23 protein-coding genes and 1 pseudogene are annotated in these 24,027 nt (G+C 59.4%); 14 read left to right on the plus strand and 10 right to left on the minus strand.

Features of this window, described 5'->3' with window-relative positions; translation table 11 throughout:
* The 4 genes and pseudogenes from ACR0AI_RS06035 to pedF form a co-directional block, all read right to left on the minus strand.
* Positions 1-97: pseudogene (locus ACR0AI_RS06035) on the minus strand ((2Fe-2S)-binding protein); the annotation flags it as partial.
* 27 nt (positions 98-124) lie between these two features.
* Positions 125-664 (minus strand): SRPBCC family protein, encoded by a 540-nt coding sequence (locus ACR0AI_RS06040; RefSeq protein WP_480672393.1) that lies wholly within the window; start codon positions 662-664, stop codon positions 125-127.
* Positions 665-733: 69 nt separating this feature from the next.
* Positions 734-1,630, minus strand: a complete 897-nt coding sequence (locus ACR0AI_RS06045; protein ID WP_480672395.1) for a substrate-binding periplasmic protein — start codon at positions 1,628-1,630, stop codon at positions 734-736.
* 18 nt (positions 1,631-1,648) lie between these two features.
* Positions 1,649-2,329, minus strand: coding sequence for a cytochrome c-550 PedF (gene pedF, locus ACR0AI_RS06050; RefSeq protein ID WP_170549083.1), 681 nt, complete (start codon positions 2,327-2,329; stop codon positions 1,649-1,651).
* Positions 2,330-2,486: 157 nt separating this feature from the next.
* Here pedF and ACR0AI_RS06055 point away from each other — a divergent pair, with 157 nt between their 5' ends.
* The 7 genes from ACR0AI_RS06055 (at position 2,487) to ACR0AI_RS06085 (ending at position 7,730) form a co-directional block, all read left to right on the plus strand.
* A complete protein-coding gene (locus tag ACR0AI_RS06055) occupies positions 2,487-3,653 on the plus strand; it encodes an ABC transporter substrate-binding protein (protein ID WP_480672397.1) in 1,167 nt (388 codons plus the stop codon).
* A gap of 5 nt (positions 3,654-3,658) precedes the next feature.
* Positions 3,659-4,621: a YVTN family beta-propeller repeat protein gene (locus ACR0AI_RS06060; RefSeq protein WP_152460706.1), complete on the plus strand. Its 963-nt coding sequence runs from the start codon at positions 3,659-3,661 to the stop codon at positions 4,619-4,621.
* A 22-nt stretch (positions 4,622-4,643) separates the two neighbouring features.
* Positions 4,644-5,093: a cupredoxin domain-containing protein gene (locus ACR0AI_RS06065; RefSeq protein ID WP_480672399.1), complete on the plus strand. Its 450-nt coding sequence runs from the start codon at positions 4,644-4,646 to the stop codon at positions 5,091-5,093.
* Complete coding sequence (locus tag ACR0AI_RS06070; protein WP_480672401.1) at positions 5,090-5,809, plus strand: ABC transporter ATP-binding protein; 720 nt, start codon at positions 5,090-5,092, stop codon at positions 5,807-5,809. Before ACR0AI_RS06065 ends, ACR0AI_RS06070 begins: the two co-directional genes overlap by 4 nt.
* Positions 5,806-6,597, plus strand: coding sequence for an ABC transporter permease (locus ACR0AI_RS06075; RefSeq protein ID WP_480672403.1), 792 nt, complete (start codon positions 5,806-5,808; stop codon positions 6,595-6,597). The genes ACR0AI_RS06070 and ACR0AI_RS06075 overlap by 4 nt, the downstream gene beginning before the upstream one ends.
* 75 nt (positions 6,598-6,672) lie before the next feature.
* On the plus strand, positions 6,673-7,212 hold the full coding sequence (locus ACR0AI_RS06080; protein WP_480672405.1) for an SEL1-like repeat protein: 540 nt from the start codon (positions 6,673-6,675) through the stop codon (positions 7,210-7,212).
* Positions 7,213-7,334: 122 nt separating this feature from the next.
* Positions 7,335-7,730 (plus strand): c-type cytochrome, encoded by a 396-nt coding sequence (locus ACR0AI_RS06085; RefSeq protein ID WP_480672407.1) that lies wholly within the window; start codon positions 7,335-7,337, stop codon positions 7,728-7,730.
* Here ACR0AI_RS06085 and ACR0AI_RS06090 read toward each other — a convergent pair whose 3' ends face one another.
* Positions 7,731-8,285 (minus strand): hypothetical protein, encoded by a 555-nt coding sequence (locus ACR0AI_RS06090; RefSeq protein ID WP_480672409.1) that lies wholly within the window; start codon positions 8,283-8,285, stop codon positions 7,731-7,733.
* A 176-nt stretch (positions 8,286-8,461) separates the two neighbouring features.
* Between ACR0AI_RS06090 and ACR0AI_RS06095 the strand changes: the two genes are divergently transcribed.
* From ACR0AI_RS06095 to ACR0AI_RS06120, 6 genes are all read left to right on the plus strand, one after another.
* Positions 8,462-10,228 carry a PQQ-dependent methanol/ethanol family dehydrogenase gene (locus tag ACR0AI_RS06095; RefSeq protein ID WP_480672411.1) on the plus strand — a complete coding sequence of 589 codons (1,767 nt, stop codon included), beginning with the start codon at positions 8,462-8,464 and terminating at the stop codon, positions 10,226-10,228.
* A 140-nt stretch (positions 10,229-10,368) separates the two neighbouring features.
* Positions 10,369-11,046: a response regulator gene (locus tag ACR0AI_RS06100; RefSeq protein ID WP_170378656.1), complete on the plus strand. Its 678-nt coding sequence runs from the start codon at positions 10,369-10,371 to the stop codon at positions 11,044-11,046.
* A gap of 52 nt (positions 11,047-11,098) precedes the next feature.
* A complete protein-coding gene (locus ACR0AI_RS06105; protein ID WP_480672413.1) occupies positions 11,099-12,268 on the plus strand; it encodes an FIST N-terminal domain-containing protein in 1,170 nt (389 codons plus the stop codon).
* A 3-nt stretch (positions 12,269-12,271) separates the two neighbouring features.
* The gene (locus ACR0AI_RS06110; RefSeq protein ID WP_480672415.1) at positions 12,272-14,479 is read left to right on the plus strand and encodes a hybrid sensor histidine kinase/response regulator; all 2,208 of its coding nucleotides are present in this window, start codon (positions 12,272-12,274) and stop codon (positions 14,477-14,479) included.
* Between the two features lie 267 nt (positions 14,480-14,746).
* Positions 14,747-16,342 (plus strand): FumA C-terminus/TtdB family hydratase beta subunit, encoded by a 1,596-nt coding sequence (locus ACR0AI_RS06115; RefSeq protein WP_480672417.1) that lies wholly within the window; start codon positions 14,747-14,749, stop codon positions 16,340-16,342.
* Positions 16,343-16,357: 15 nt separating this feature from the next.
* Positions 16,358-17,302, plus strand: a complete 945-nt coding sequence (locus ACR0AI_RS06120) for a LysR family transcriptional regulator (protein ID WP_480672419.1) — start codon at positions 16,358-16,360, stop codon at positions 17,300-17,302.
* On the opposite strand, the gene ACR0AI_RS06125 is transcribed toward ACR0AI_RS06120, so the two are convergent.
* Genes ACR0AI_RS06125 through glmS form a run of 5 tightly spaced genes read right to left on the minus strand, consistent with a single transcriptional unit; the run spans position 17,277 to position 22,517 of the window.
* Positions 17,277-18,128, minus strand: coding sequence for an HpcH/HpaI aldolase/citrate lyase family protein (locus tag ACR0AI_RS06125; protein ID WP_480672421.1), 852 nt, complete (start codon positions 18,126-18,128; stop codon positions 17,277-17,279). The two genes, ACR0AI_RS06120 and ACR0AI_RS06125, sit on opposite strands and share 26 nt — an antisense overlap.
* Positions 18,125-19,282, minus strand: a complete 1,158-nt coding sequence (locus tag ACR0AI_RS06130; protein WP_480672423.1) for a CaiB/BaiF CoA transferase family protein — start codon at positions 19,280-19,282, stop codon at positions 18,125-18,127. Before ACR0AI_RS06130 ends, ACR0AI_RS06125 begins: the two co-directional genes overlap by 4 nt.
* Positions 19,279-20,526 (minus strand): methylaspartate ammonia-lyase, encoded by a 1,248-nt coding sequence (locus ACR0AI_RS06135; RefSeq protein ID WP_480672425.1) that lies wholly within the window; start codon positions 20,524-20,526, stop codon positions 19,279-19,281. The genes ACR0AI_RS06130 and ACR0AI_RS06135 overlap by 4 nt, the downstream gene beginning before the upstream one ends.
* Before the next feature lie 15 nt (positions 20,527-20,541).
* Positions 20,542-22,008 (minus strand): methylaspartate mutase subunit E, encoded by a 1,467-nt coding sequence (locus ACR0AI_RS06140; protein ID WP_480672427.1) that lies wholly within the window; start codon positions 22,006-22,008, stop codon positions 20,542-20,544.
* Positions 22,009-22,025: 17 nt separating this feature from the next.
* Positions 22,026-22,517 carry a methylaspartate mutase subunit S gene (gene glmS / locus ACR0AI_RS06145; protein ID WP_480672429.1) on the minus strand — a complete coding sequence of 164 codons (492 nt, stop codon included), beginning with the start codon at positions 22,515-22,517 and terminating at the stop codon, positions 22,026-22,028.
* Positions 22,518-22,773: 256 nt separating this feature from the next.
* On the opposite strand from glmS, the gene ACR0AI_RS06150 reads away from it, so the two are divergent.
* Positions 22,774-24,024 carry a sarcosine oxidase subunit beta family protein gene (locus tag ACR0AI_RS06150; RefSeq protein ID WP_480672431.1) on the plus strand — a complete coding sequence of 417 codons (1,251 nt, stop codon included), beginning with the start codon at positions 22,774-22,776 and terminating at the stop codon, positions 24,022-24,024.
* The last annotated feature ends 3 nt before the right edge of the window (positions 24,025-24,027 follow it).

Genomic DNA, 24,027 nt, shown 5'->3' on the forward strand with positions numbered 1-24,027 from the left:
TCAAAGACAAATGATCCCGCAAAAAACCAGACAATAACGTCCGACCCTCAACTTCACCGCTCACAGACATGCCATTCACAGTCAGCGATATTTTCATCACATTTTCCTCCCTTATATCCGTAGCTCAACCGCCCAATACGCGCTTGAGCCAGCCTTTCTTTTCGGTTGCCTCTTCCGCTTGTTGTTCGGGTTCAGCTGCCGCTTCGCTGGTGGGGGCCTCTGGCTCGACCTCGACCGCACTTTGGAAATTCTGAAAGAACTGATCCGCCATTTTCTTGGCGAAACCGTCCACGACGCGACCACCCAGTTGGGCCAGCTTGCCGCCCACGCGCGCGTCCACGTTGTAGGTCAGCAAGGTGCCTTCGGGGGCGTCGGACAGCGTGACATCTGCTGCGCCCTTGGCAAAACCGGCAGCGCCGCCCTTGCCTTCGCCCGACAGTTTCAGGCTTTCCCCGGACACCATGTCGGACAGGGTCACTTTCCCTTTGAACGTGGCTTTGACGGGGCCGACTTTCTGCACCACGGTGGCGTCGAACCCGTCCTCGGCGGTGCCGGTCATCTCCTGGCAGCCGGGGACGCATTCGCGCAGGACATCTGCCGACAGCAAGGCATTCCAGACCTCGGATCGTGGCGCGGCTATTGTGCGGCTGTCATGTAACTCCATGTCACTCCTCCAGAGTTTTTTCCAACCTAGGGCGTCGGGGCCGCAAAGCATATGCGACCTTGGGCGTAGTCAGCGCAGTTCGGGAGGGGTGTGCGTCAGCCCATAATCCTCGAAGATTTTGGCGATGCGGCCATCCTGAAGAGCTGCATAGATCGCATCATCGACCGCATAGCTGAGGCCGCGATAGGCAAAATGAACGGCCACGCCGCTGGTCCAGGTGCTGACGGCAAAGCCGGGCAGCGGAGGGGTGTGGATATCCAGATCCGGGGTCAGCCCGGCCTCTAGCTGGGCGCGGGGACCCATTGCGGCCATCGTTTCTCCTGCGGCCAGCGCCTCCATCGCTTGATCTGCGGTTGGGAACCGGCTGACATTCTGCGACAGTTGTCCGCCGGGAAAAGACGACAGGTAGAAATCGGCAATCGAATCGTTTTCGACCGCGACGGTGTCAAAACGGAAATAGGCCGGAACTGGGGGGTCTTCGGGATAGGCATCGCGGCGAAAGGCGATGGCGATTTCCTCGTCGTGATACTGACCGGTGAACACCACCTGTTCAACGCGGCAGGCGAATTCGCTGTCATAGGGAATGTGCAGCATGACATTGGCCACGCGCCCGTTGATCAGCGGGCCCTTCCAAATCCAGTTTCGCAGATCGGCCTCTAGGTTTTCTCCCGCCGCGACCAGATTGAACCGGGGCTCGACCCCCAGATCCTGTGCGATCAACTTGCCGATTTCGATGTCCACGCCCTGAATCTTGCCGTCTTTCTCAAAAGACCAGGGCGCGAAATCTTCGTAGGCCGCGAACTCGATGTAGCCGCGCTCCACAATGGTATCGAGGTCAGCGCCCACGATGTCGCGGCTGGCATTCTGGGGTTTGGGTTGGGGCACATGGTCTTCACACCTGGCCAGAGCCGACCCGGCGGACAGGGCGGTGACCAACAGGGAGAAAATGAAATGGCGTCCGATCATGTGCCCCAGTCTGCCGTTCTATTGCGCGGCAGACAATCCGATAGTCAGCTGCTCCGCCGCTTGTGCGAAATCCGGGGCCTCGCCCGAGATCAGCACCGCAGCCCGCAGCGCCACCGAGTCAGCCACAGGCGCGCCCGAGCCGGTTTCGATTGTGCCCGCGATCTCGGTCAGTTCGGATTGCAGGGCGGCAGTGTCTCCATCCGCGCCCTCGGCCATGGCAGCAAGCTCGTCGCGGATTTCCTTCAACCGGTCCGAGTGATCGTCCAACGCGCCGTCATCGGGGCGGGTCTCGATGTAGGTACGAATGGCCCAAGCGGCCTTTTGGCCCAACAGATCACCAAAGGCAGGCATCTTGGTGATACCGTTCTGGGTATAGCCCTCGCGGAAGCGTTCGATATACCACTCATCGCCGTATTCTTCGGCCTCGAGATAGCGCAGGTCAGGGGCCAGGCCGCCCGATACGACGCCCAGACCGTGGCAGCGTGCGCAGTTCTGGTTATAGCCGGAATCGCCGATTTCAATTGCAGCCTGCCAGACCTCTTCGCCCTGATCGCGATAGGGGTTCTCGATCAGCCATTCCTCGCTCACGTCGGGAAGGGCATCCGTATTTACCGGCTGGGGCGCGACATCTCCATGTGCCAGCGCCATTCCCGCTGTCACCGTAGCCGCAAGCGCCGCGCTGTAAAAACCAAGACGCATCTCATCCTCCTATTGAAGCTTTCCTCGGTCATAGCGCAGGCAAAATCATCGCGACATTCGACCTTGGTTGCAGATGGGCAAAATCTGCGACTAAGGTCGAATGGCTTTCCCATTTTCGACCGGCTTTTACTTTTAGGGCCGGGGAGGAGGCGCAGACATGTTCAGATTTTCTTTTGTTCTTGCAGCCTTGGCGCTGGCATCTGGCGCTGCGCAGGCCGAGGTCGCGATTTCAGTGACCTATCTGCAGCAAGAGGTCGAGCGTCCTCCGGTGCTGTCCAACCTCGACCCGATTCCTGAAGACCTGGGCATGGCAGGGGCTGAGCTGGGTTTGGCCGACAACCTGACAACGGCCAAGTTTCTGGGGCACAAATATGATTTGACGGTGACCACGGTCCCCGAGGGCGGAGACTGGGCGCAAGCCGCGCGGCAGGCCTTGGCAAATAGCCCCTTCGTCATTCTGGACGCGCCTGCGCAAGCGCAGCTTGAGGTCGCCGATCTGCCCGAGGCGGCGGGTGCGGTGCTGTTTAACGCCTCGGCTCCTGATCTGTCGCTGCGCGAAGCCGAGTGCCGTGCCAACCTGTTGCACACCTTGCCGTCAGACGTGATGCGCACTGACGCTCTGGCGCAGTTCCTCGTCAAACGCCGGTGGGACGAGATCGTGCTGATCGCGGGCGAGCATCCGGGGGATCAGGCCTTTGCCGAGGCGCTGAAACGGTCGCTGCAAAAGTTCCGGTTGGAGTTGCAAGCAGAAAAGACATGGGTGTTCGATGCCGACCTGCGGCGCAACGCAGCGCAAGAGGTGCCGCTGTTTACTCAGGACTTCGGCGACTATGACGTGTTGCTTGTCGCCGATGAGCTGGACGATTTCGGCCGCTATATCCCCTTCAACACGTGGGAACCGCGCCCCGTTTCCGGGTCAGAGGGGTTGCAGCCCGTCACTTGGTCGCGCGTGGTTGAACAATGGGGCGCCGTGCAGATGCAGAACCGTTTTGCCGATCAGGCAGGGCGGGCGATGCGCCCCAAGGATTACGCCGCCTGGGCGGCCTATCGGGCCTTGGGCGAGGCGGTGACGCGTACACAATCAGATGATCCGGCGGTTCTGCGCGACTATATCCTGTCGGATGATTTTGAACTGGCGGGCTTCAAAGGCCGCGCGATGAATTTCCGCGCTTGGAACGGCCAATTGCGGCAGCCCATCCCTCTGGTCACGGACCGCGCCGTGGTGGCGATGGCCCCGCTCGAGGGGTTTCTGCATCAACGCACCGAACTTGACACGCTGGGCATTGATGAAGCCGAAAGCCAGTGTCAGGCATTTAAGGAGTAACAGCGATGAGACTAGCAGCACTTTTGGCAGCGACCGCGCTCTGCGCTCCGGCCACTGCGGATGAAATCTGGATCAGCAATGAAAAGGACGACACGCTCAGCGTGATCGACATCGAAACGCTTGAGGTGATCCGCACGATCGAGACCGGCGAACGCCCACGCGGGATCACGTTTTCCAAGGATTACTCGGTTCTCTATATCTGCGCGTCCGACAGTGACTCGGTTCAGGTGATGGACCCCGAAACGGGCGAGATTTTGCACGACCTGCCCTCGGGCGAGGACCCGGAGCAGTTCGTGCTGCACCCCAATGACAAGCACCTCTACATCGCCAACGAGGATGACGCGATCACCACAGTGGTGGATACGGAATCGCGCACGGTGATTGCTCAGATCGACGTGGGGATCGAACCCGAAGGGATGGCCGTGTCGCCCGATGGCAAGATCGCCATCACCACGTCCGAGACCACCAATATGGCCCATTGGATCGACACCGAGACGCAAGAGCTGTTCGCCAACACTCTCGTCGATTCCCGCCCGCGCCATGCCGAATTCCTGAAGGACGGGACCGAGCTGTGGGTCAGCTCGGAAATCGGCGGCACCATCACCGTGTTCGACGTGGAAACCCAGACCGAAAAGGCCAAGATCGAGTTCGAGGTCGAAGGCGTCCACCCCGACCGGGTGCAACCCGTGGGGTTTGAGTTGTCCAACGGGGATGAGACCGCCTTTGTCGCGCTGGGACCGTCGAACCATGTGGCGGCTGTGAATGCCGAAACCTATGAGGTTGAGGATTACATCCTCGTGGGCCGTCGCGTCTGGCACATGGATTTCAACGCCGACAAGTCGCTGCTGTTCACCACCAACGGCGTGTCTGGCGATGTGACCGTGATTGATGTGGCCAAGCGCGAACCGATCAAGACGATCAAGGTTGGGCGTTTCCCCTGGGGCGCGGCCTTCCGTCCGACCAACTGACACGATTGAGGAGACCCAAGAGATGAAGCGACTGATATGCGTGGCCGTGATGTTGGCTATGGCTTTGCCTGCTGCGGCTTTGGCCGACGATGATGATGACGACGGCTTTGGTCTGGCCGGAATTCTGTCGGCCAAGAACAAGGAAGACCTGCCTCCGATCACGCTCTCTGCTGGTGTGCCCTTGGCCGAGGCCCCATGGGAGCTGAAATCCGGCACCTACTATGAGTTCGAAATTCAAGGCGACGGCAGTCAGGAACTGGCTTTGGTCGGGCCTGAGTTCTTCCGCGCGATCTGGGTGGATGAAATCGTGGTTGAGGGGTTGGAAATCCGGCCTTTGGGCGTCGATTCCGTTGAGTTCGACGAGGCGGGCGAGATGGAAATAGGCTTTGTCGCGATCAAGCCGGGCAGCTACTATCTGAAAGTGCCGGGCAGCACCGGCGAAACGCAGCGGCTGGAGATTACCATTAAGTGACAGGGCTTTCGGTCCGCAATGTCAGCTACGCCTATGGCGACAAACGCGCCCTTGATGACGTGAGCTTTCACGTCCCGCAGGGCGCGTTTTGCGCGTTGCTGGGGCCTAATGGCGCGGGGAAATCGACGCTGTTTTCCTTGTTGACCCGCCTGTTCACCACCGCGCAGGGGGTGATTGAGGTGGCGGGGTTCGATATCTCGAAACAGCCCCGCCAGGCCTTGGCGCAGATCGGGGTCGTGTTTCAGCAGCCGACGCTGGATCTGGACCTCACTGTTCATCGCAACCTCAGCTACTTCGCCGCTTTGCATGGCCTGTCAGGTCGCACAGCCGAGAGCCGCATCGCCGCCGCTTTGGAACGTCTGGATATGGCCGAGCGCGCAGGCGAACGCACCCGCGATCTGAATGGCGGCCATCGCAGACGGCTGGAGATCGCGCGTTGCCTGATCCATGCGCCCTCGGTCCTGTTGCTGGACGAACCGACAGTGGGGCTGGACGCAGCAGCCCGCAGCGCCATCACCCAACATGTGCATGATCTGTCGGCACAGGATGGGCTGACCGTGTTGTGGGCCACCCATCTGACCGATGAGATCACCCCCGACGATCAGCTTGCCATTCTGCATCGAGGCAAGATGCTGAAACAAGGCACCTGCCGCGACATCACCGGCGACCAACCCCTGCAACAGGTGTTTCTGTCGATGACCGGAGCCTCCGCATGACGGGCGCGCTGATCGCCCTGCGCGCGATCCTGATCCGCGAGGCGCTGCGCTTTGTCCGACAGCGCAGCCGGTTCATCGCCGCTTTGGTACGCCCACTGGTCTGGCTGATCGTCTTCGCCGCCGGGTTCCGCGCGGCCTTGGGCCTGTCAATCACGCCGCCCTATCAGACCTATATCACCTATGAGATCTACATCGTGCCGGGCCTGTGCGGCATGATCATGCTGTTCAACGGCATGCAAAGCTCCCTCAGCCTTGTCTATGACCGCGAGATGGGGTCGATGCGGTTGCTGCTGACCAGCCCTCTGCCGCGATGGTGGTTGTTGTTCTGCCGCCTGCTGGCCAGCACCACGATCTCGATCCTGCAGGTCTATACGTTTCTGGCGGTGGCGGCGATCTACGGGATTGATATGCCTTTGTACGGATATCTATACGTCTTTCCCGCGCTGATCATTGCCGGGCTAATGCTGGGGGCGCTGGGTCTGGCTTTGTCCTCGGCCATCAAACAGCTTGAGAATTTTGCGGGGGTGATGAACTTTGTCATCTTCCCGATGTTCTTCCTATCCTCGGCGCTCTATCCGCTTTGGAAGATGGCCGAAAGCTCAGCCCTGTTGCGCGATATCTGCGCGCTCAACCCCTTTACCCATGCGGTCGAACTGATCCGCTTTGCGCTCTATGGTCAGTTCAACGGCCCGGCCCTTGGCTGGACCATCCTTGCCGGACTGGCCTTTCTGGGCCTTGCGCTGTGGGGCTATGACCCGGCCCGCGGGATCAAACGCCCCGGTCGCTAAGCCATCTACGACCATGGCAGAGGTGAAATGTGCCCCCCGATACGCTAAGATACCTTTCAAACGGAGGGTTCTTTCATGATCCGTATCGCAATTGCATTACTGTTTCTAGGCACAGCTGCCTCGGCCCAGACGATCGAGGATGAGTACGGCACGCTCAACCCGCAGGACACGGGATTTGGTCGCGTCATGAGCAATATTGACAATGGCGTCACCGATATGACGACCTGCGCGACCGGCTATTATATCACCAAGTCCGGCCGGCACGAGATGGCGCGCAAGCTGTTCGAAAGCTGCGCCAATGCCGGGTATACCGGCGCGATGACATGGATGGGGCAGTTGGACAATAACGGGCTGGGCGGAGACTACGATCCCGATGCCGCCGCCGCTTGGGACAAACGCGCCGCTGATCTGGGCGATCCGGTGGGCAAGTTCAACTACGGCCTCAACCTGCTGCGCGGCCATGGGGTGGCGCAAGACCCCGAACTGGGCCGCGCCTATGTGGATGAAGCCGCAAGTGACGGCTTGAAGATCGCCAAACGTCTGCAAGACTCTGGCTATGATCCGAATGAGGTCACACCGGACGCGGATGAGTGGAAATACGCGCCGATGTTCTGAAAAAACCTGATTTTCTGCGTTTTCTACGACCAAAGGATGAGGCCGCGCCTGGTTTCTTGATATGCGTCAAGCTTGGGGTCCCAGGTGCGGGCTTATACTCCGACAAACGTTCGGAGGATCAAATGAAACACATCATCTTGTCCCTTGGCCTTGCTGCCAGTGCTGTTTCAGCCGCACCTGCATATGCCCAATCCACCTTTGACCGCGTCAAGGTCGAGGCGGGGGAAACACTTTTCCTATCGGAATGCCGCCGCTGTCACGCGCCGGGCGCGACCGACCCCAGCTATGGCCCTCAGCTGGACGGTGTCGTCGGGCGTAGGGCGGGCAAGGTCGATGGCTATGAGTATTCTGAGGCTCTGGCTGGATCAGGCATCGTCTGGACACCCGCCGCATTGCGCGCATGGATGGAAGACAATGACGGGTTCATGCCCGGCACAAAAATGCGTCATGTCGGGATCGAGGACCGGACGGTGCAGGACTTCATTCTGGCCTATCTGAGCAGCATCTCAGACCAGTGATTAGTCGATCACGACCTGCGGTAGCCAGTGACTGTCGGGATCGGCCTCGTGGATGTCTGCCTCAGATACGGGCCTCAGATCTCCGTCTTCGGGTGGGGCCGATAAGATGCCCATGTCCATTTCATGCAACTGTCCGATCAGGCGGTCGCCATCGCGCTGCAGGCGGTAGTAGACCCCGTTCCACATATCAATGCCATATTCGGTGGCGCCCTTGTGGATAAACAGCAGGTCGTATTCCAGATCGGTCAGATCATCGTCCGAGACCTCGCGCCGCAGAGCATAAGGGTAGGGGACATGGCACCAGTGTTTGTCCGCCCCCTCAAGACAGCGAAACGGGCGCATGGACAGGAAATGGTCTGCAAAGGGGCCCGCGCTCAGGTCGATTTGATAGGCTGTGGCGTCGCCCTTGGGTTCGAAAGTCACGTTTCCGATCAACAGCTTGTTGCCTTTTCCGTCGACCAGAGAAATTGTCTTTTGCCCGGACAGCGGATCGGCCAGCGCTGGCTGCGCGTAGATCAAAACCGCAGGGATAAACCAAGTGAAAAGCCGCCGCATCATCGCCTCGCGCATCAAAAAAGATGGCTCAAACTAGTTGAAATCGGGTGATAGCGCCCTACGACCAATGTGCAATTCCAACACCGGTGCCTGCCTGCGAATAATACTCTCGCCAACAATCCCGACGCGTCGGAGATTCGGCGTGGAGGAAAGACATAAGTCTAGGGAGGATACCGATGAACCGGTTTATCATGGCCGCCGCTGCGAGCATTGTCGCAACCGGCGCAGCCTATGCAGAAGTTACCGAAGACGATCTGGCCAATGACCAAACGATCACCACTCAGGTTGTGACCAATGGTATGGGGCGGCATTTGCAGCGCTACAGCCCGCTGGACATGCTGAATAAGGACAACGTCAAAAACCTGCTTCCGGCCTGGGCCTTCAGTCTTGGTGGAGAAAAGCAGCGCGGGCAGGAAACTCAGCCGCTGATCTATGACGGGATGATGTATATCACCGGGTCTTATTCACGCCTCTATGCGATTGATCTGGAGACCGGCAAAGAGGTCTGGCAATACGATGCCCGCCTTCCCGAAGGCATTCTGCCCTGCTGTGACGTGGTCAACCGGGGTGCTGCCATCTATGGCGACAAGGTCATTTTCGGCACGCTGGACGCACGGATCGTAGCGCTGAACAAAGACACGGGCGACGTGGTCTGGCGCGACAAGATTGCTGACTACAAGGCGGGCTATTCCTACACGGCGGCGCCGTTGATTGTTGATGGCCTGGTCATCACCGGCAACTCGGGCGGTGAGTTCGGTATCGTCGGCGCGGTTCAGGCCCGGGACGTCAATACCGGCGATCTGGTTTGGGAACGCCCCGTGATCGAAGGCCACATGGGCACGCTGAACGGCGAAGAAAGCACCATGACTGGTGAGCTGAACGCGACCTGGCCCGGTGACATGTGGAAAACCGGCGGCGGCGCGACCTGGCTGGGCGGCTCTTACGATGCTGACACCGATACGCTGGTCTTCGGCGCAGGCAATCCGGCCCCGTGGAACAGCTGGCTGCGCAATGCGGGCACCCCCACCGAAGGCAACAAGGGCGACAACCTTTATGCCGCCAGCCGCATCGGGATCGACCCCAAGACCGGCGAGATCAAGTGGCATTTCCAGACCACCCCGCGTGAAGGCTGGGACTATGACGGTGTGAACGAAGTGGTCGCTTATACCGACCGCGAGGGCAACCCGCGCTACGCCACTGCCGACCGGAACGGGTACTTCTATGTTCTGAACCGTGAGGATGGTGGGTTCGTCTCGGCGACACCTTTCGTCAAGGATATCACATGGGCCGACGGAATTGATGAGACCGGCCGTCCGATCTTTGTCGAAAACAACCGTCCCGGTGATCCGGCCGCTGCGGCCGATGGCAACAAGGGAGAGGTCATCTTTGCCTCGCCGTCCTTCCTGGGCGGCAAGAACTGGATGCCAATGTCGTTCTCGCAGAACACCGGCAATTTCTATGTGCCTTCGAACGAATGGGGCATGGATATCTGGAACGAGCCGATCACCTACAAGAAAGGTGCCGCCTATCTGGGCGCGGGCTTTACCATCAAGCCGAACTACGAAGATCACATCGGCTCGCTCAAGGCCATAGACCCCGATACCGGTGAGTGGAAGTGGGAATATAAGAACGACGCCCCGCTGTGGTCGGGCGTGATGACCACGGCTGGCGGCTTGGTGTTCTTTGGCACCCCCGAGGGCGAGTTCATCGCGCTCGATGACGAAACCGGAGAAAAACTGTGGTCGTTCCAGACCGGCTCCGGTATCGTCGGTCAGCCTGTGACCTGGGAACAGGATGGCGAGCAATATGTCTCGATCATCTCCGGCTGGGGCGGTGCGGTTCCGCTGTGGGGCGGTGAAGTGGCCAAGAAGGTCAACTACCTGAACCAGGGCGGTACCTTGTGGACATTCCGCCTGCCGAAAGAATTGGCCTCGGCGAACTGAGGCGGGTTCTGATCCCAAAGATCGCGCGTTCGGCATCCGGGCGCGCGTTTTCTTTGGTCTACGACCTTCCGCCAGTAGGCGTTTGCCAAAGGTGTTGCTAGACTCAGAGCAAAGAGAGTTTCAATGCAAAGGCGACCTTGATGCTTGCAGAACCCGCCAGACAGACCGACTTTGAGAATGTTCTGATTGTCGACGATCATCCGTTGTTCTGCGACGCCTTGTCGATGACCCTGCGCAGCGTGGCCGAGATCGGCGAAATTCACACCGCAGACCGTTTGGAAAACGCTATGGAACTGGTGGCCAAAGGGCTGAAACCGGATGCGGTGATGCTGGACCTGAACCTGCCGGATGTGGATGGCCTGGATGGTCTGGTGCGCTTGAAATCCGCGGCGGATGCGCCGGTGATTGTTGTGTCCTCGCTGACCGACAACCGTGTGATCAGCCAGGTGATCAAGGCAGGAGCATCGGGATATGTGCCCAAGCACAGCCAGCGCGATGTGTTCCGCACCGCGTTCGAGACGGTGCATGCGGGGGGAATCTTTGTCCCCGATGGCTGCGTTCTGATCGAAGATGAGGAAGAGGATGAACATAGCGATGCGGTCAATCGGCTTGCCGCGTTGACCAATCAACAGGGCCGCATCCTGCAACTGATCTGCGAGGGCAAGTTGAACAAGCAGATCGCTTATGACCTGTCGATTGCCGAAACCACGGTTAAGGCGCATGTCACTGCAATCATGCGGAAACTTGGCGTTCAAAGCCGCACTCAGGCGGTTCTGATTGCCAAGAAAGCATCCTTTGCCAGCGTATTGCAAGAATAGGGTCAGATACTCTAACCTCTCAACAATCGTCGGGCTTTAGGGAGGAGTCGCGATGAACCAAGCATTCGGATGGGCCAGCGCCCCGTCCGTCAGGCCAGGCATCGTAAAGACGGCATTTGCGGAACGCAGCGCCGACAACGCAGTCAGGGATCTGTCCAGGTCGTTGGGGGATGACCCCATGGCGCTGATCATTCTGTTTGTCAGCCCCAATGCCGATGCCGCGGCGGTGATCGCCGACGGTGAACAGGAATTTGCGCCCACGATGGTGGTCGGATGCACCACCGCGGGAGAGCTTGCCGAAGGTGGCTATAACGAGGATCAGATCGTCGCGCTTGCCTTGCCGCGCTCACATTTTGAAACGCGTACAATATTGGTGCCGGATCTGGATGATTTCTGTGCGCAAGACATCATTGCCGAAATGATCCATAACCGAACGGCAATGACGCGCAGCTTTCCCGCTTGGGAAAACGAATTCACATTCCTGATGATCGACGGGCTGTCCACGAAAGAAGACGAACTGACATCCGAGTTGGCGATGGGGTTGGGGCCGGTGCCTTTGTTCGGTGGGTCAGCTGGCGACGGGACTGAGTTCGGCCACACCTATGTTCTGCATGGATCACAGGCGCTGGAGAACGCAGCCATTTTGGTGCAAGTGCGAACCTCTTGCCCGATCAAGGTGTTCAAGACCGATCACCTTGTTCCGGCCGCGCAGCGTATGGTCGTGACAAAAGCCGACCCGGCCAACCGTATCGTTCAGGAAATAAACGCGGAACCCGCAGCGCGGGAATATGCGCGCATCCTTGGCAAAGACCCCGAACAGCTGACCCCCTTTACCTTCGCGGCTCATCCGGTCGTCGTCCAGATCGGAGGTCAACATCATGTACGGGCCATTCAACAGGTTGCGGGTAATGGCGATCTGGTGTTCTTTTCGGCCATTGATGAGGGGCTGGTTCTGACCCTAGCCGAACCGCGCGACATGACGGTGCATCTGCAGGAAGAGATCGCGGCGCTGAACGAAAAGCAAAAGCCCGACACGATCCTGGCCTGCGACTGTATCCTGCGGAGGCTCGAGGCGCAGGAGAAACAGAAAACGCACGAAATCTCGCGCATTCTGTCGGACAATCATGTGGTCGGATTCTCGACCTATGGTGAGCAGTTCAACTCGATCCACGTCAATCAGACGATGACCGGGGTGGCGATCTACCCGCCCAGGGACGACTAGCGGATGATCGAGCATCTGACCGACCCGCTGGATCCGATCGAACGCCAGAATGAAAAACTGCTGAAGATCGTCGAGGCGCTGATGCGTCGGGTCGAGGAATCTACCGATGCCTCGGGTGCTGCTTATGCGCAATTCCAGCGCGCCGCCGTGTTGGAACAAGAGATCCGCACCCGCACGGATGATCTGGAGCGCGCTCTGGACCTTCTGAACGCGTCCAACGCGCAATTGGCCAAGGCCAATGAGGAAACCGAAGCTGCTCGGTCCGATTTGGCGAACGCGATCGAGGCGGTGCAGGATGGCTTTGCCTTGTTTGGGCGCGATGAAAAACTGGTGCTTTGCAACAGTCGCTTTGGGTTGCATATGCCCGATATCCAAGGTCGGCTGAAGCCAGGTCTGCGCTTTACAGAATATGTCGATCTCGTGAGCCGGTCGAGCTCTCTGCTGCTGCCGGAAGGGGTTGCACCTGTGGACTGGGCCGAGCTTCGATTGACGCGTCATGCGGATGACCATGTGGTGTTCAATGTGGGCCTGAGCGGCAATCGCTGGATGCAGGTCTCGGAGCATCGCACGAAGGACGCAGGCACAGTTATCCTGCAGACGGATGTGACCGATATCATGCGGGTCGAGCGGCTAGAACGCGACCGCATTCTGGATGACAAATCTCGCCTGATCCGCGCCACACTGGAACATATCGATCAGGGCGTTTGTATCTTCGACAACAAGCACCGTTTAATTGGTTGGAACAACCGGGCCAGTGAGCTGCTGGCGATCCCGGTTGGGCAATTCCAAATGGGCACGCAATTTGAAACGCTCTATGATCGGCTAGGTTCGAACATGAGTTTCCAACCGGGGATGAGCTGGGGTGATTTGTCCGACTGGACCAAGCGGGCCACCTCTCGGCGGCCCTTGCGGTTTCAGTTACATCGGGGGCGGTCGAAAATCCTGTCTGTCTTTGCGCAGGAAATGCCCGACAAGGGCTATGTGATTTCTTTTACCGATGTAACGGCGGAACGAAAATCGGCGCAAGCGCTTCAGGACGCCAAGGAATTGCTGGAAAAGCGGGTTGAAGCGCGCACCGTTGAACTGGCCGACGCGCTGGGCGAGGCGGAACGGGCCAATGCGTCAAAGTCCCGCTTTGTTGCCGCTGCAAGTCATGATCTGTTGCAACCTTTGTCCGCCGCCAAGCTTTATGTGGCTTCGCTGAAAAACGGGTTGGATCAGTCGGAAACGCATGATGTGGCCACAAAGGCGGAAAGTGCGCTCAATAGCGTGGAGCATATCCTTGAGGCTCTACTGGATATTTCGAAATTGGATTCCGGCAGCGCGACAGTCCACCTCTCGACCGTGTCGGTTGGCGATATGTTCAAGCAGATGGAGGACGCTTTCCGCCCGGTTGCACATGCCAAAGGATTGGAGTTGCGCGTGGTGCCGACCAGCGCCCTTGTAGCCAGTGATGCCAGCTACTTGCGCCGCATCCTTCAGAACCTGCTTTCCAACGCAATCCGCTATACCGATACTGGCAAGGTTCTGGTCGGGGTGAAGCGGCGTAAAACTCGCGTGTCGATCGAGGTTCTGGATACCGGAATAGGCATCGCCGCCGATCAGCGCGACATGGTTTTTCAGGAATTCAAGCGGGTGCAATCCGACGCGAGCGCCGCCGAAGGCATGGGCCTTGGTCTCGCCATCGTCGAGCGCGCCTGCGGGTTGCTCAACCACCCGATTCATCTGCGCTCCGAGTTGGGAAAAGGTACGGTGTTTTCCGTCGAAATTCCTGTGGTGCAGGACCAAGGGCAGTTCAGCGAAGGCCGTCCCGCTGCCGCCGACAGGAAAACGGGTCAACTGGCTGACATGATCGTTCTGCTGATTGAAAATGATGCAAATCTCAGAAATGCGCTGACGCTGACGCTCGAGTCCTGGGGCGTTCACGTGCTGGAGTGTGGCAGTGAGGATCAGGCCGTGGACCTGCTGCGCGAGATCGGTATCACACCCGATGCGATCGTCGCGGACTACCAGCTGGATAATGGAAAAACCGGGACTGAGGCAGTGCGTCGGATCAAAGCGGAATTCAGCGATGTGCCCGCCTGCATCATCTCGGCCAACCGGTCTCCTGAAACAGCGGAAGAGTGCCAGTCGAATGGGCTGGAGTTAATCCACAAGCCCATTGATGCCAAAGAGCTTAGACACCAATTGGTCAGCTTGATTTCGCGTTGATCCTTGCACGGGTCCGCGGGCGGACCGTGGCCGCTGGATCCTGGCGTTGATGTTGCTCAAGATCGACCCGCGCGGAACGCAGACAGTTGAGTCACCGAATGCTGAGCCGGTTCGAATATGGGGAGTGATGCGTTGCGTGGTGTGAATTGGCGGCTGTTGAAATCGAGTACTATGGTGCGATTCTCTTTTGGTAATTTTTGGTGAATAAAATGGCATTTACATTAAGAACTATTGATTGTTTTTGTGGACCTGACTAGGGTGCGCGCCATGACCCAGACAACGAAAACATTCGGCACAACGTGCTATCGCAATCTCGGCAATGAAGGGTTGGAAACCGCCCGGTTCGATGGTGAAACGTTCCTGCGGGTCTCGTCCGAGGCGGTCAGCAATTTGACCTCAACCGCCTTTGCAGATGTCTCGCATCTGTTGCGCCCCAGCCATCTTGCCCAGCTACGCGAGATACTCGATGACACGGATGCTTCGGCCAACGATCACTACGTGGCGCTGGAACTGCTGAAGAACGCAGTGATCTCGGCCGAGCGAGAATTCCCGAGCTGTCAGGACACTGGAACGGCGATCATTCACGGTAAGAAAGGCCAGAACGTTCTGGTCCAGGGCGATCTGCATGCGGCGGTCGAGCAGGGGGTCAAGGACACCTGGGAAACGCGCAACCTGCGCTTCTCGCAAATGGCCCCGCTCAGCATGTTTCGCGAACGGAATACTGGCACCAACCTGCCTGCGCAGATCGACATTGAGGCGCTCAGCGGGGAGGCTCTGGAGTTTCTGTTCATGGCCAAAGGGGGCGGCTCAGCCAACAAGACCTTTTTGTATCAGGAAACAAGGCGACTGCTGGAGCCCGAGCGGATACTGGCGTTTTTTGATCAGAAGATACGGACCTTGGGCACAACGGCTTGCCCGCCATACCATCTGGCGATTGTCATTGGGGGGCTGTCGGCTGAACACTGTCTGACAACGGTCAAGAAAGCCTCGGCCAAGGAATTGGATGATCTACCCACAACCGGTAGCCCCGATGGGCGTGCCTTTCGCGATCTGGAGCTTGAGGCGCAGATATTGGAGCTGACCCGCAACATGTCGCTGGGTGCCCAGTTCGGTGGGAAATACTTCTGTCATGACGTGCGCGTCATTCGCCTGCCACGCCACGGAGGAAGCCTGCCGGTTGGCATGGGTGTTAGCTGCTCGGCGGATCGCCAGATCAAGGGGCGGATCGACCGGGATGGGATCTGGGTCGAGCAGTTGGAACACGATCCGGCTCGGTTTCTGCCCGCGCAGGATGTCGCGGCGCAATCCGCAACTCGGATCAACCTGGACCAGCCGATGGATGATATCTGTGCTGAATTGTCCAAGCTGTCCGTCTCCAGCCCGGTTTTGCTGTCCGGCACCATGATTGTCGCGCGCGATCTGGTGCATGCCGAATTGGCCCGGATGATCCGAAAGGGTCAGGAGCTGCCGGACTACATCCGCGATCACCCGGTCTACTACGCGGGCCCGGCCAAGACGCCCGAAGGGTATACCTCAGGCTCGTTCGGGCCAACCACAGCCGCGCGGATGGACCCCTATGTGCCGGAACTGCAGGCGCTGGGCGCGTCCCGCGTGATGATTGCCAAAGGCAATCGTGCGCCCTCGGTCGTGCAAAGCTGCAAGGAGCATGGTGGGTTCTTCCTGGGCTCGGTCGGTGGGGCGGCGGCAGTTTTGGGCAAGGACGTCATCAAGAACATCGAAACGCTGGATTTTCCCAACTTCGGGATGGAGGCCGTCTTTCGCATAAAAGTCGTGGATTTCCCGGCGTTTGTGATTATTGACGATAAGGGAGGAGACTTCTTTACCCGCAAACCCGCCTTCTAGCGCACAGGAGCCGCAATGCCGCCGACCTCGGACAAGATTACCCTGCGCCAGTTGCAGATATTTCTGGTGGCGATCGAGACGCGCAGCTTTGTGCGCGCGGCTGAGCGCCTGTCGCTGACCCCGCCTGCGGTGTCGATGCAGATGAGCCGGTTGAGCGAGGAATTCGGCGCGCCGCTGTTCGAGAAATCCGGCCGTTCGGTGATCCCGACTGAGGTTGCCACCGCTTTGGTGCCCTATGCCGAACGCATGACCGAAACGCTGGCCGAGGCGGTAGATGTTGTGCAGATCATGCAGGGCAAGCTAGACCACCGGGTTCGGGTGGCCATGGTGACCACTGCGCGCAATTTCGGCCCACATCTGCTAGCGCAGTTTCAGCAGGAACACCCGGAATGCGATCTACAGTTCAAAATCGCCAACCGGCGCAGTGTGATCGAGATGCTGGATACAGATCAAATCGACCTTGCGCTCATGGGTCGCCCGCCGCGCCGGATAGAGACAACGGCGCATCAATTCGCGAAACATCCCTATGTTTTGATCGGCCACCCGGATCATCCGCTGGTGCGCACCAGACGCATCCGACGCTCGGACTTGCCGCACCATCAGTTCATCGTCCGCGAACGGGGGTCGGGCACGCGCATGGTGCATGAGTTCTTTTTCTCGGACTCTGGCCTGCCGCAGCCCAAGGCGCAGGAAATGGACAGTAATGCCAATATCAAACAGGCGGTCATGGCGAATATGGGGCTGGCCTTCATCTCGGCTCATACGATCGCGCTGGAGGCGATGGCCGGAAAGCTCAAGATCCTGAATGTCGAAGGCATGCCGGAATATCGCGATTGGTTCGTTCTGCATATGCGCAACAAACCGCTGCGTCCGGCGGCGCGGTCCTTTCGGGATTTCGTGGATCAGAAAGGCCCGGCCTTCATGGAGGATTTCTTCAAAGACGCCGGGATTGCAACATAGAGTGCGCCCGCGCCACGATGGGCGGGTCGATCATTTTGCCATCCAGCATGACGGCACCCAGCCCCTGCTGAGTGGCCCGATCAAACGCCTCGACCACGCGGGTCGCCTGTTCGATCTCGGAGACGCTGGGGGTGAAGACCGCGTTGACGATTTCGACCTGTCGCGGATGGATGCACAGGACAGCGTCGAAACCAATCGCGCGCCCAAGGTCGACGCAGGCGCGGAAACTGTCCATATCGTGGATCTCGGCAATGCTGCCCGGTAGGCCGATGGCCTGCAGGCCACCCGCTTTGGCCGCATGGATCAAGGACTGGGCCGGGCCCTTCAGCGCCTCGACCGAGGGCGCATGACCGCAATCGGTCGAGAAATCCTCGGTCCCGAATGCAAGCGCGGTCAGCCGAGGGGTTGCTTTTGCGATGCTCGCGGCGTTCATCAGCCCTTGGGCTGTTTCGATCAACGCAATCAGCTTGATCTGGCTCTCGGGAAGTTTGGCCTGCCGCTCCAGCATCGACAGATGGTCCGCCACCAGGTGCAGGTGATCCGCTCCGATGACCTTGGGCAGCATGATAGCGTCGACGCCGGGCAGGATGGCTGCCTCAAGATCGCGGACGCATTCGCCCAGATCGGCATTGACCCGTATCACAACCGGCACGGCGCGGGCGCTCAGCGAGGAAACCGCCTCTGCCAACCCGTCCCGCGCGGCCTGTTTGCGGTCGCGCGGCACGCTGTCCTCAAGGTCCAGCAGGATCGCATCCGCGCCCCGTTCATGCGCGCGTGCAATAAGCTCGGGCCGGTGCGTCGGAGTGAACAGGTAGGACCGGATCATGCGGCAGCGGTTTCGGCGAATTCGGACCGGATGGTATCGGTATGTTCGCCAAGCGCTGGCACACGGCCGAAGCGCGGTGTTTCCGGGTCAAAGCTGTGGCGCACGGGGGCGGCGACCAGATGCGCCTCATCCCCGTTTTCCAGCGTGACCGGCGTACGGCGCAGCTGCGGGTGTTCGGCAAAGGTGCTGACCGAGTTTACGGCACCATAGGCGATGGCTGCCGCGAACAACTTGCCTTCCAGCTCGGCGCGGCTGTGAAGGGCAAAGAACCCGGCGACGATGGCGTCCAGTTCGGCACGGTTGGCAACCCGTTGGGCGGCGTCACAGAACCGGGGATCGGTGGCCAACTCGGGCTGCCCGATCACGTCGGCACAGAGGCGTTTCCACTCGCGTTCGTTCTGGATCGAGATCGCCAGAACCTCATCGTCTTTGGTGGTGAACCCACCATAAGGCGCGATGGACGGGTGATGCAGACCAACCGGCTGAGGCGCTTTGCCTGCATAAACCGTATGCATCAAAGGCACGGTCATCCAATCCGCTGCAGTGTCGAACAGGGACAGCTTCACCGCGCTGCCTTTGCCGCTGGTGCTGCGCGCGATCAGAGCCTTCTGTATGCCGATGATCGCGTTCATGCTGGCACCGATATCGCAGACCGAAACGCCAATCCGACCGGGATGTCCGGGCGCTCCGTTGACCGAGACCAGCCCGCTTTCGCATTGCACCAGAAAGTCATAGGCCTTCATGTCGCTATACCGTCCATCCTCGCCATATCCGCTGATATCGCAGGTGATCAGGCGCGGGTTGCGTTTGCGCAGGACATCCTCACCAAACCCGGCGCGGGCAATGGCACCGGGGGCGAGGTTCTGGATGAAAACATCCGCCTCGTCCAGAATACGGTGCAGCAGAGCGGCGTCCTCGGGGTTCTTGATGTCCAGACACAGGCTTTCCTTACCATGATTGGCCCAGACGAAATAGGACGCCGAGCCTTTGACTGCGCCGTCGTACTTGCGGGCGAAATCGCCGGTGTCACGCTCAATCTTGATGACGCGCGCGCCGCCCTGGGCAAAGTGGCACGACGCGAGGGGGGCAGCGACGGCCTGTTCCAGAGATACGACCAGCAGGCCTTCGTAGGGTTTGAGGAGGGTATCGGTCATGCGGCAGCTCGTGTGTTCAAAAGCGCAAGGGTGCGGTGCATTTCGTTGGCGACGATGGTCATGCCTTCGTCAAAGCCCATGCCGGGTTTGACCAGTACGCGGTCGGGTCTTGTGGCCATGGCGGCGTGCAGACAGGCGCGGGCCGAGATATCGGTCTCATTACAGGTGCCGCCCTGATACGCCGCGACACCATTGGCTTTGCAGTAGAGCACCGCGTCGACCGTATTGTGCAGCGATCCCAGATCGGGGGTCTTGATCTGAACCATGTCACAGCAATCGGCATCGACGAAATCGACCACGTCCTGATAGGTGTTGCACCATTCGTCGGCCACAATTCTGACGTTGCTGCCGAGGGCCTGTAGCGAGGTGCGAATATCGCGCAGCAAGGTGATCTGCCCGTGTTTGGACCCTGCATCGGCAGGCCCTTCGATATACAGATCGAATGGGGCGGCGCGTTGTTCCAGCGTTGCCAGATAGTTGGCAATCTTCGCCGTGTCGTTGTCAAAGATCATGCCCACCGTGCCGTAGACATCGATATGCAGCACTGGATGATAGCTCTCATCCGTGCGCAGAGCTTGAATGCGACGCGACAGCCATGTGACGTATTCAGCTAGTTTCCCGCCTGTCTGGCCCAGTTTCTGGGGGATGTTGTTGATCAGGCCATGGGGCAGGGCGTCGACCTGTTTCAGCACCATCTTGTCCACAGCCTCATAGCGGTTGTCGCCGCTTTGCCCGAACAGGCGCAGAGGGGCTGCGATGGCCTCAAGCCCCCATTCGTCGCAGATCACCTCAAACTTCATCTTGCCCGAGGCAATCGAGGCCGCAGACAACAGCGCCTGCGACAGGCCATAGCGCACGGCAGTGTGCAGAGGCTGGCCGTCGACGACAAGCTTGTCGAAGAATTCCGCGCTTTTACGGAAGCTACGTACGTCATGGCCGATCAACTGCGGCGTCAGATGTTCCTGTAGGAACGGAATGACGGAGGAGGCCAGAAACAGCGGATCGCGCCCGGCGGCACCGGAGTACTGCACGGCCGCGCAGTCGCCCTCAGCGATCTGGCCGTTTTCCAGCTCCAGCAGGATCGAGACGCTTTCCCCATATTGCCGGACGCGGGCAAAGCCGTCGGTCAGGGCCTGCCCGTAATAGACGAACCCGTCCTGCTTGGCCCCCTGTTTGATCGCTGCCTGATCGTCGAAATAGTACGAGGCCAGCCCTGGCGCGAAAACAACGTTCTTGATCTTCATGACAGTCTCTGTGCGTTAGGCGGCAACTGAAGGCCGACCGATGAGTTTACTGGCCGAGATGGCGCGGACGTCGTCGACGACCATGTCAAAGGACACCTCGCGCCCCTCAGACCGGGCGCGTTCTGCGATGCGGTCCCGGTGGAATGCCATGACGTCCTTGGGCAGCGGTACATTTCCGGTTTCGAAAATCCGCAGCGCGCCGTGGTTGTCTCGTACCGGAGTCAGTTTGCCCGCGTTTCCGATGGCGGGGGCGAAGGGGATATCCATGACGCCGCTCTCAAAGGCCAGAACGGCTCCGCGAGCGATGTCGCCCTTGCCCAGTTTCAGAACGGCGCGCATGACGGCGTGAACCTCGGCCTCGATCACCTCGACCTCGGTCAGGACTTCGTTGCCGTCATTGCGGTTCTGATCGGCGATCATGTTGACCATCTGACGGGTCGCCTTGAGCCCGGCCTGGTTCGCCTCAAGCGAGGGGATGCCGCTGGCCTCATGCGGGGTCTTCACGATGATCTTGGTGGCCCGCGCCTGTTTCGCGGCCAGCGCACCCAGACAGATCACGGCGGTGGCCTTGGCCTCATCCTCGGGGAAGCCGCCCATCCACTGATGGAACACGGTGGTGAGATGGTAATCGTCATAGCCCGCGTTCTGGAAATAGTGGTGCCCCAGCCGCCGCAGCGACCGCAGCGCGGCGACGTCCTGCACCAGATTGCCCGCCTGACCATAGCCCAGCGTGATACAGCGCACGCCCTGCTCCAGCGCCAGAAGGCCCTCGATGATGGCGACCACATGAGACACGAAAGGCGGTACCAGCGTCCCGGTCAGAGGGCCAAATGGTTCTCGGTTAATACGGATGCCATGTTCTTCGAACCGGCCCACCAGGCGGTCGCAATATTGCCAATGGCGGATCGACTGCTCTAGCGGAATGTTCTTTGCATAGGGGATGTTATAGGAAATCCCGCCACCCTCGTAGGACGAAAAGCCCGAGCTGAGCGTGACCTCAGCCAGCAGGCGTGCATCCGGTGTGCCGTGCCGCACCTGAATGGGTTTTGAGACTGCGTCGACCAGCCGTGTACAGCCGTCCACACCGTGATTGACCGCTGGGAACCCGTTCAGCAGCGAAGTGCCCGCCGCGCGGGACCGGTCGATGCCATTCTGCGCCTCATCATAGCGGTTGTGACGGGTGTAGGCGTCGATGGTTGTAGGCAACACGTCGCAATAGGGGGCCAGCCCCTCCATCAGTGCGGTGTGTTCGCGCAACAGCGCAACGCCCGCACGGGGTTGCAGCAGAGTCTTGCCGGTTTCATCCGCATCCGCCAAGGCGACTGAGAACCGCTTCTCCGAGGGCAGCGCGTGCTGACGGGCAATGCCTGCCTCAAAATCCACCTCGGCACCGGTGTGCCAGGATTGAAGAACGTCCTCACGTTCGGCGTCGAAAACGGAATCGGGTAGCTTGGAATTCGTTATTTCTGGCGCGCCGGTCATGTCACCATCTGTCTTTGCTAAATTGCGGCCCAATCGGCGAACCCAGATGCGAAAGCGCCCGAGTTGTGGCCGATGTTCGGAAGGCGGTTCATGTCGATGTCGTCTTTCAGCAGCGCCACGACCTCGTCGATATTGGCGGAGGCCGGGAAGACGCGGTCATAGCCCATCTCTTTGAAACGGGTGACGACGGTCGAGAAATCCTGTTTGCCGATCACGAGGTTGCCACCGACATAGAGCAGGATGTTGCCGATCCCTGCAGCCTCGCACCGGTCGCGTAGGCCCTTGCAGTCGATCTCACCGTGCCCGTAGATGGATGAGACCAGGATCGCATCGGCTTTTTCAGCAAGGGCCGCAGCAACGAACTCAGCTTGGCTGACCATGACGCCGAGGTTTACGACCTCGATCCCGGCCCGGGTCAGCAGGCTGTCGAGGATCTTGTTGCCTACGGCGTGGCAATCCGCACCGATCACTCCCAAAGCAACTTTATGCGTGGTGCTGGCGTCGAACATGTCTCGCTCCTCCTGTGTCGCGCTTTGGGGTGTCGTAGCCGTGATTCTCAAAACGGTAAAGAATAATGACGAACAATGAAAAAAAGATAAGGAGAACTTACTTAAAGCACTTCGGGCCGCTGGTAGAGCTTGAAACGCCAAAACGGCGGCTCTCTGATGGCATCTGTCGCATCTGAGATAGCTTCTGTCCGAAATCGACACTGAAAATGTGGGCAACCCGGGTGCATAAAGTAAGCTGCAACGAATAGGAGCCTACATGCGATTCTCGGCGCTGCGACTTTTCAAAGAGGCCCTAACCGGCCACAAGGGCTGGGGTCCGCAATGGCGCGACCCAGAGCCTGCGGATGCTTATGACTATGTGATCGTGGGCGGTGGTGGCCACGGATTGGCCACAGCCTACTATCTGGCCAAGGAATTCGGTGCCGCGCGTATCGCGGTACTGGAAAAGGGCTGGATCGGTGGCGGCAATGTGGGCCGGAACACGACGATCATCCGCTCAAACTACCTGCTGGACGGGAATGAGCCATTCTACGAGTTCTCGCTGAAGCTGTGGGAAAACCTCGAACAGGACTTCAACTATAACGCCATGGTCAGCCAGCGCGGTATTCTGAACCTGGTCCACACCGATGCACAACGGGATGCGGCGCGGCGGCGGGGCAATGCGATGATCCTGAACGGATCAGACGCCGAGCTGCTGGATACCGAAGGCGTCCGCGCCATGTACCCGTTCCTGAATTTTGATGACGCCCGGTTCCCGATCAAAGGTGGCCTGCTACACCGTCGCGGCGGCACCGTGCGCCACGACGCGGTGGCGTGGGGATACGCACGCGGCGCGGACATGCGCGGCGTGGATATCATTCAGAATTGTGAAGTGACGGGTTTCCGCATTGAAAACGGCAAGGTTCTTGGTGTCGAGACCACCCGTGGCTTCATTGGGGCCAAAAAGGTGGGTGTTTCTGTCGCGGGCAGTTCCAGCCGCGTGATGGAGATGGCAGGGATGCGCCTGCCGATCGAAAGCCACGTGTTGCAGGCCTTCGTCTCCGAGGGTCTGAAGCCATTCATCGACGGTGTCATCACCTATGGTGCAGGGCACTTCTACTGCAGCCAGTCCGACAAGGGCGGTCTGGTCTTCGGTGGCGACATCGACATGTACAACACTTACGCCCAACGCGGGAACCTGCCCGTGGTTGAGGACGTGATCGAAAGCGGTATGGCGCTGATCCCGGCACTTGGGCGTGCGCGCCTGCTACGCAGTTGGGGCGGGATCATGGATATGTCGATGGACGGCTCACCGTTTATCGACAAGACGCATATAGACGGGCTCTATTTCAATGGCGGATGGTGTTACGGGGGGTTCAAGGCAACGCCGGCCTCTGGCTATTGCTTTGCGCATCTTCTGAAAACCGACCGTCCGCATGAAACCGCTACGGCCTACCGGCTGGATCGGTTCATGACCGGTCACATGATCGACGAAAAAGGGCAGGGCGCCCAGCCGAACCTGCACTGAGGA

Source organism: Ruegeria sp. BG3 (assembly GCF_056538485.1).

Coding starts and splice junctions, on each gene's coding strand:
- ACR0AI_RS06040 (WP_480672393.1), bottom strand. CDS start 664: ATGGAGTTACATGACAGCCGCACAATAGCCGCGCCACGATCCGAGGTC.
- ACR0AI_RS06045 (WP_480672395.1), bottom strand. CDS start 1,630: ATGATCGGACGCCATTTCATTTTCTCCCTGTTGGTCACCGCCCTGTCC.
- pedF (WP_170549083.1), bottom strand. CDS start 2,329: ATGCGTCTTGGTTTTTACAGCGCGGCGCTTGCGGCTACGGTGACAGCG.
- ACR0AI_RS06055 (WP_480672397.1), top strand. CDS start 2,487: ATGTTCAGATTTTCTTTTGTTCTTGCAGCCTTGGCGCTGGCATCTGGC.
- ACR0AI_RS06060 (WP_152460706.1), top strand. CDS start 3,659: ATGAGACTAGCAGCACTTTTGGCAGCGACCGCGCTCTGCGCTCCGGCC.
- ACR0AI_RS06065 (WP_480672399.1), top strand. CDS start 4,644: ATGAAGCGACTGATATGCGTGGCCGTGATGTTGGCTATGGCTTTGCCT.
- ACR0AI_RS06075 (WP_480672403.1), top strand. CDS start 5,806: ATGACGGGCGCGCTGATCGCCCTGCGCGCGATCCTGATCCGCGAGGCG.
- ACR0AI_RS06080 (WP_480672405.1), top strand. CDS start 6,673: ATGATCCGTATCGCAATTGCATTACTGTTTCTAGGCACAGCTGCCTCG.
- ACR0AI_RS06085 (WP_480672407.1), top strand. CDS start 7,335: ATGAAACACATCATCTTGTCCCTTGGCCTTGCTGCCAGTGCTGTTTCA.
- ACR0AI_RS06090 (WP_480672409.1), bottom strand. CDS start 8,285: ATGCGGCGGCTTTTCACTTGGTTTATCCCTGCGGTTTTGATCTACGCG.
- ACR0AI_RS06095 (WP_480672411.1), top strand. CDS start 8,462: ATGAACCGGTTTATCATGGCCGCCGCTGCGAGCATTGTCGCAACCGGC.
- ACR0AI_RS06100 (WP_170378656.1), top strand. CDS start 10,369: ATGCTTGCAGAACCCGCCAGACAGACCGACTTTGAGAATGTTCTGATT.
- ACR0AI_RS06105 (WP_480672413.1), top strand. CDS start 11,099: ATGAACCAAGCATTCGGATGGGCCAGCGCCCCGTCCGTCAGGCCAGGC.
- ACR0AI_RS06110 (WP_480672415.1), top strand. CDS start 12,272: ATGATCGAGCATCTGACCGACCCGCTGGATCCGATCGAACGCCAGAAT.
- ACR0AI_RS06115 (WP_480672417.1), top strand. CDS start 14,747: ATGACCCAGACAACGAAAACATTCGGCACAACGTGCTATCGCAATCTC.
- ACR0AI_RS06120 (WP_480672419.1), top strand. CDS start 16,358: ATGCCGCCGACCTCGGACAAGATTACCCTGCGCCAGTTGCAGATATTT.
- ACR0AI_RS06125 (WP_480672421.1), bottom strand. CDS start 18,128: ATGATCCGGTCCTACCTGTTCACTCCGACGCACCGGCCCGAGCTTATT.
- ACR0AI_RS06130 (WP_480672423.1), bottom strand. CDS start 19,282: ATGACCGATACCCTCCTCAAACCCTACGAAGGCCTGCTGGTCGTATCT.
- ACR0AI_RS06135 (WP_480672425.1), bottom strand. CDS start 20,526: ATGAAGATCAAGAACGTTGTTTTCGCGCCAGGGCTGGCCTCGTACTAT.
- ACR0AI_RS06140 (WP_480672427.1), bottom strand. CDS start 22,008: ATGACCGGCGCGCCAGAAATAACGAATTCCAAGCTACCCGATTCCGTT.
- glmS (WP_480672429.1), bottom strand. CDS start 22,517: ATGTTCGACGCCAGCACCACGCATAAAGTTGCTTTGGGAGTGATCGGT.
- ACR0AI_RS06150 (WP_480672431.1), top strand. CDS start 22,774: ATGCGATTCTCGGCGCTGCGACTTTTCAAAGAGGCCCTAACCGGCCAC.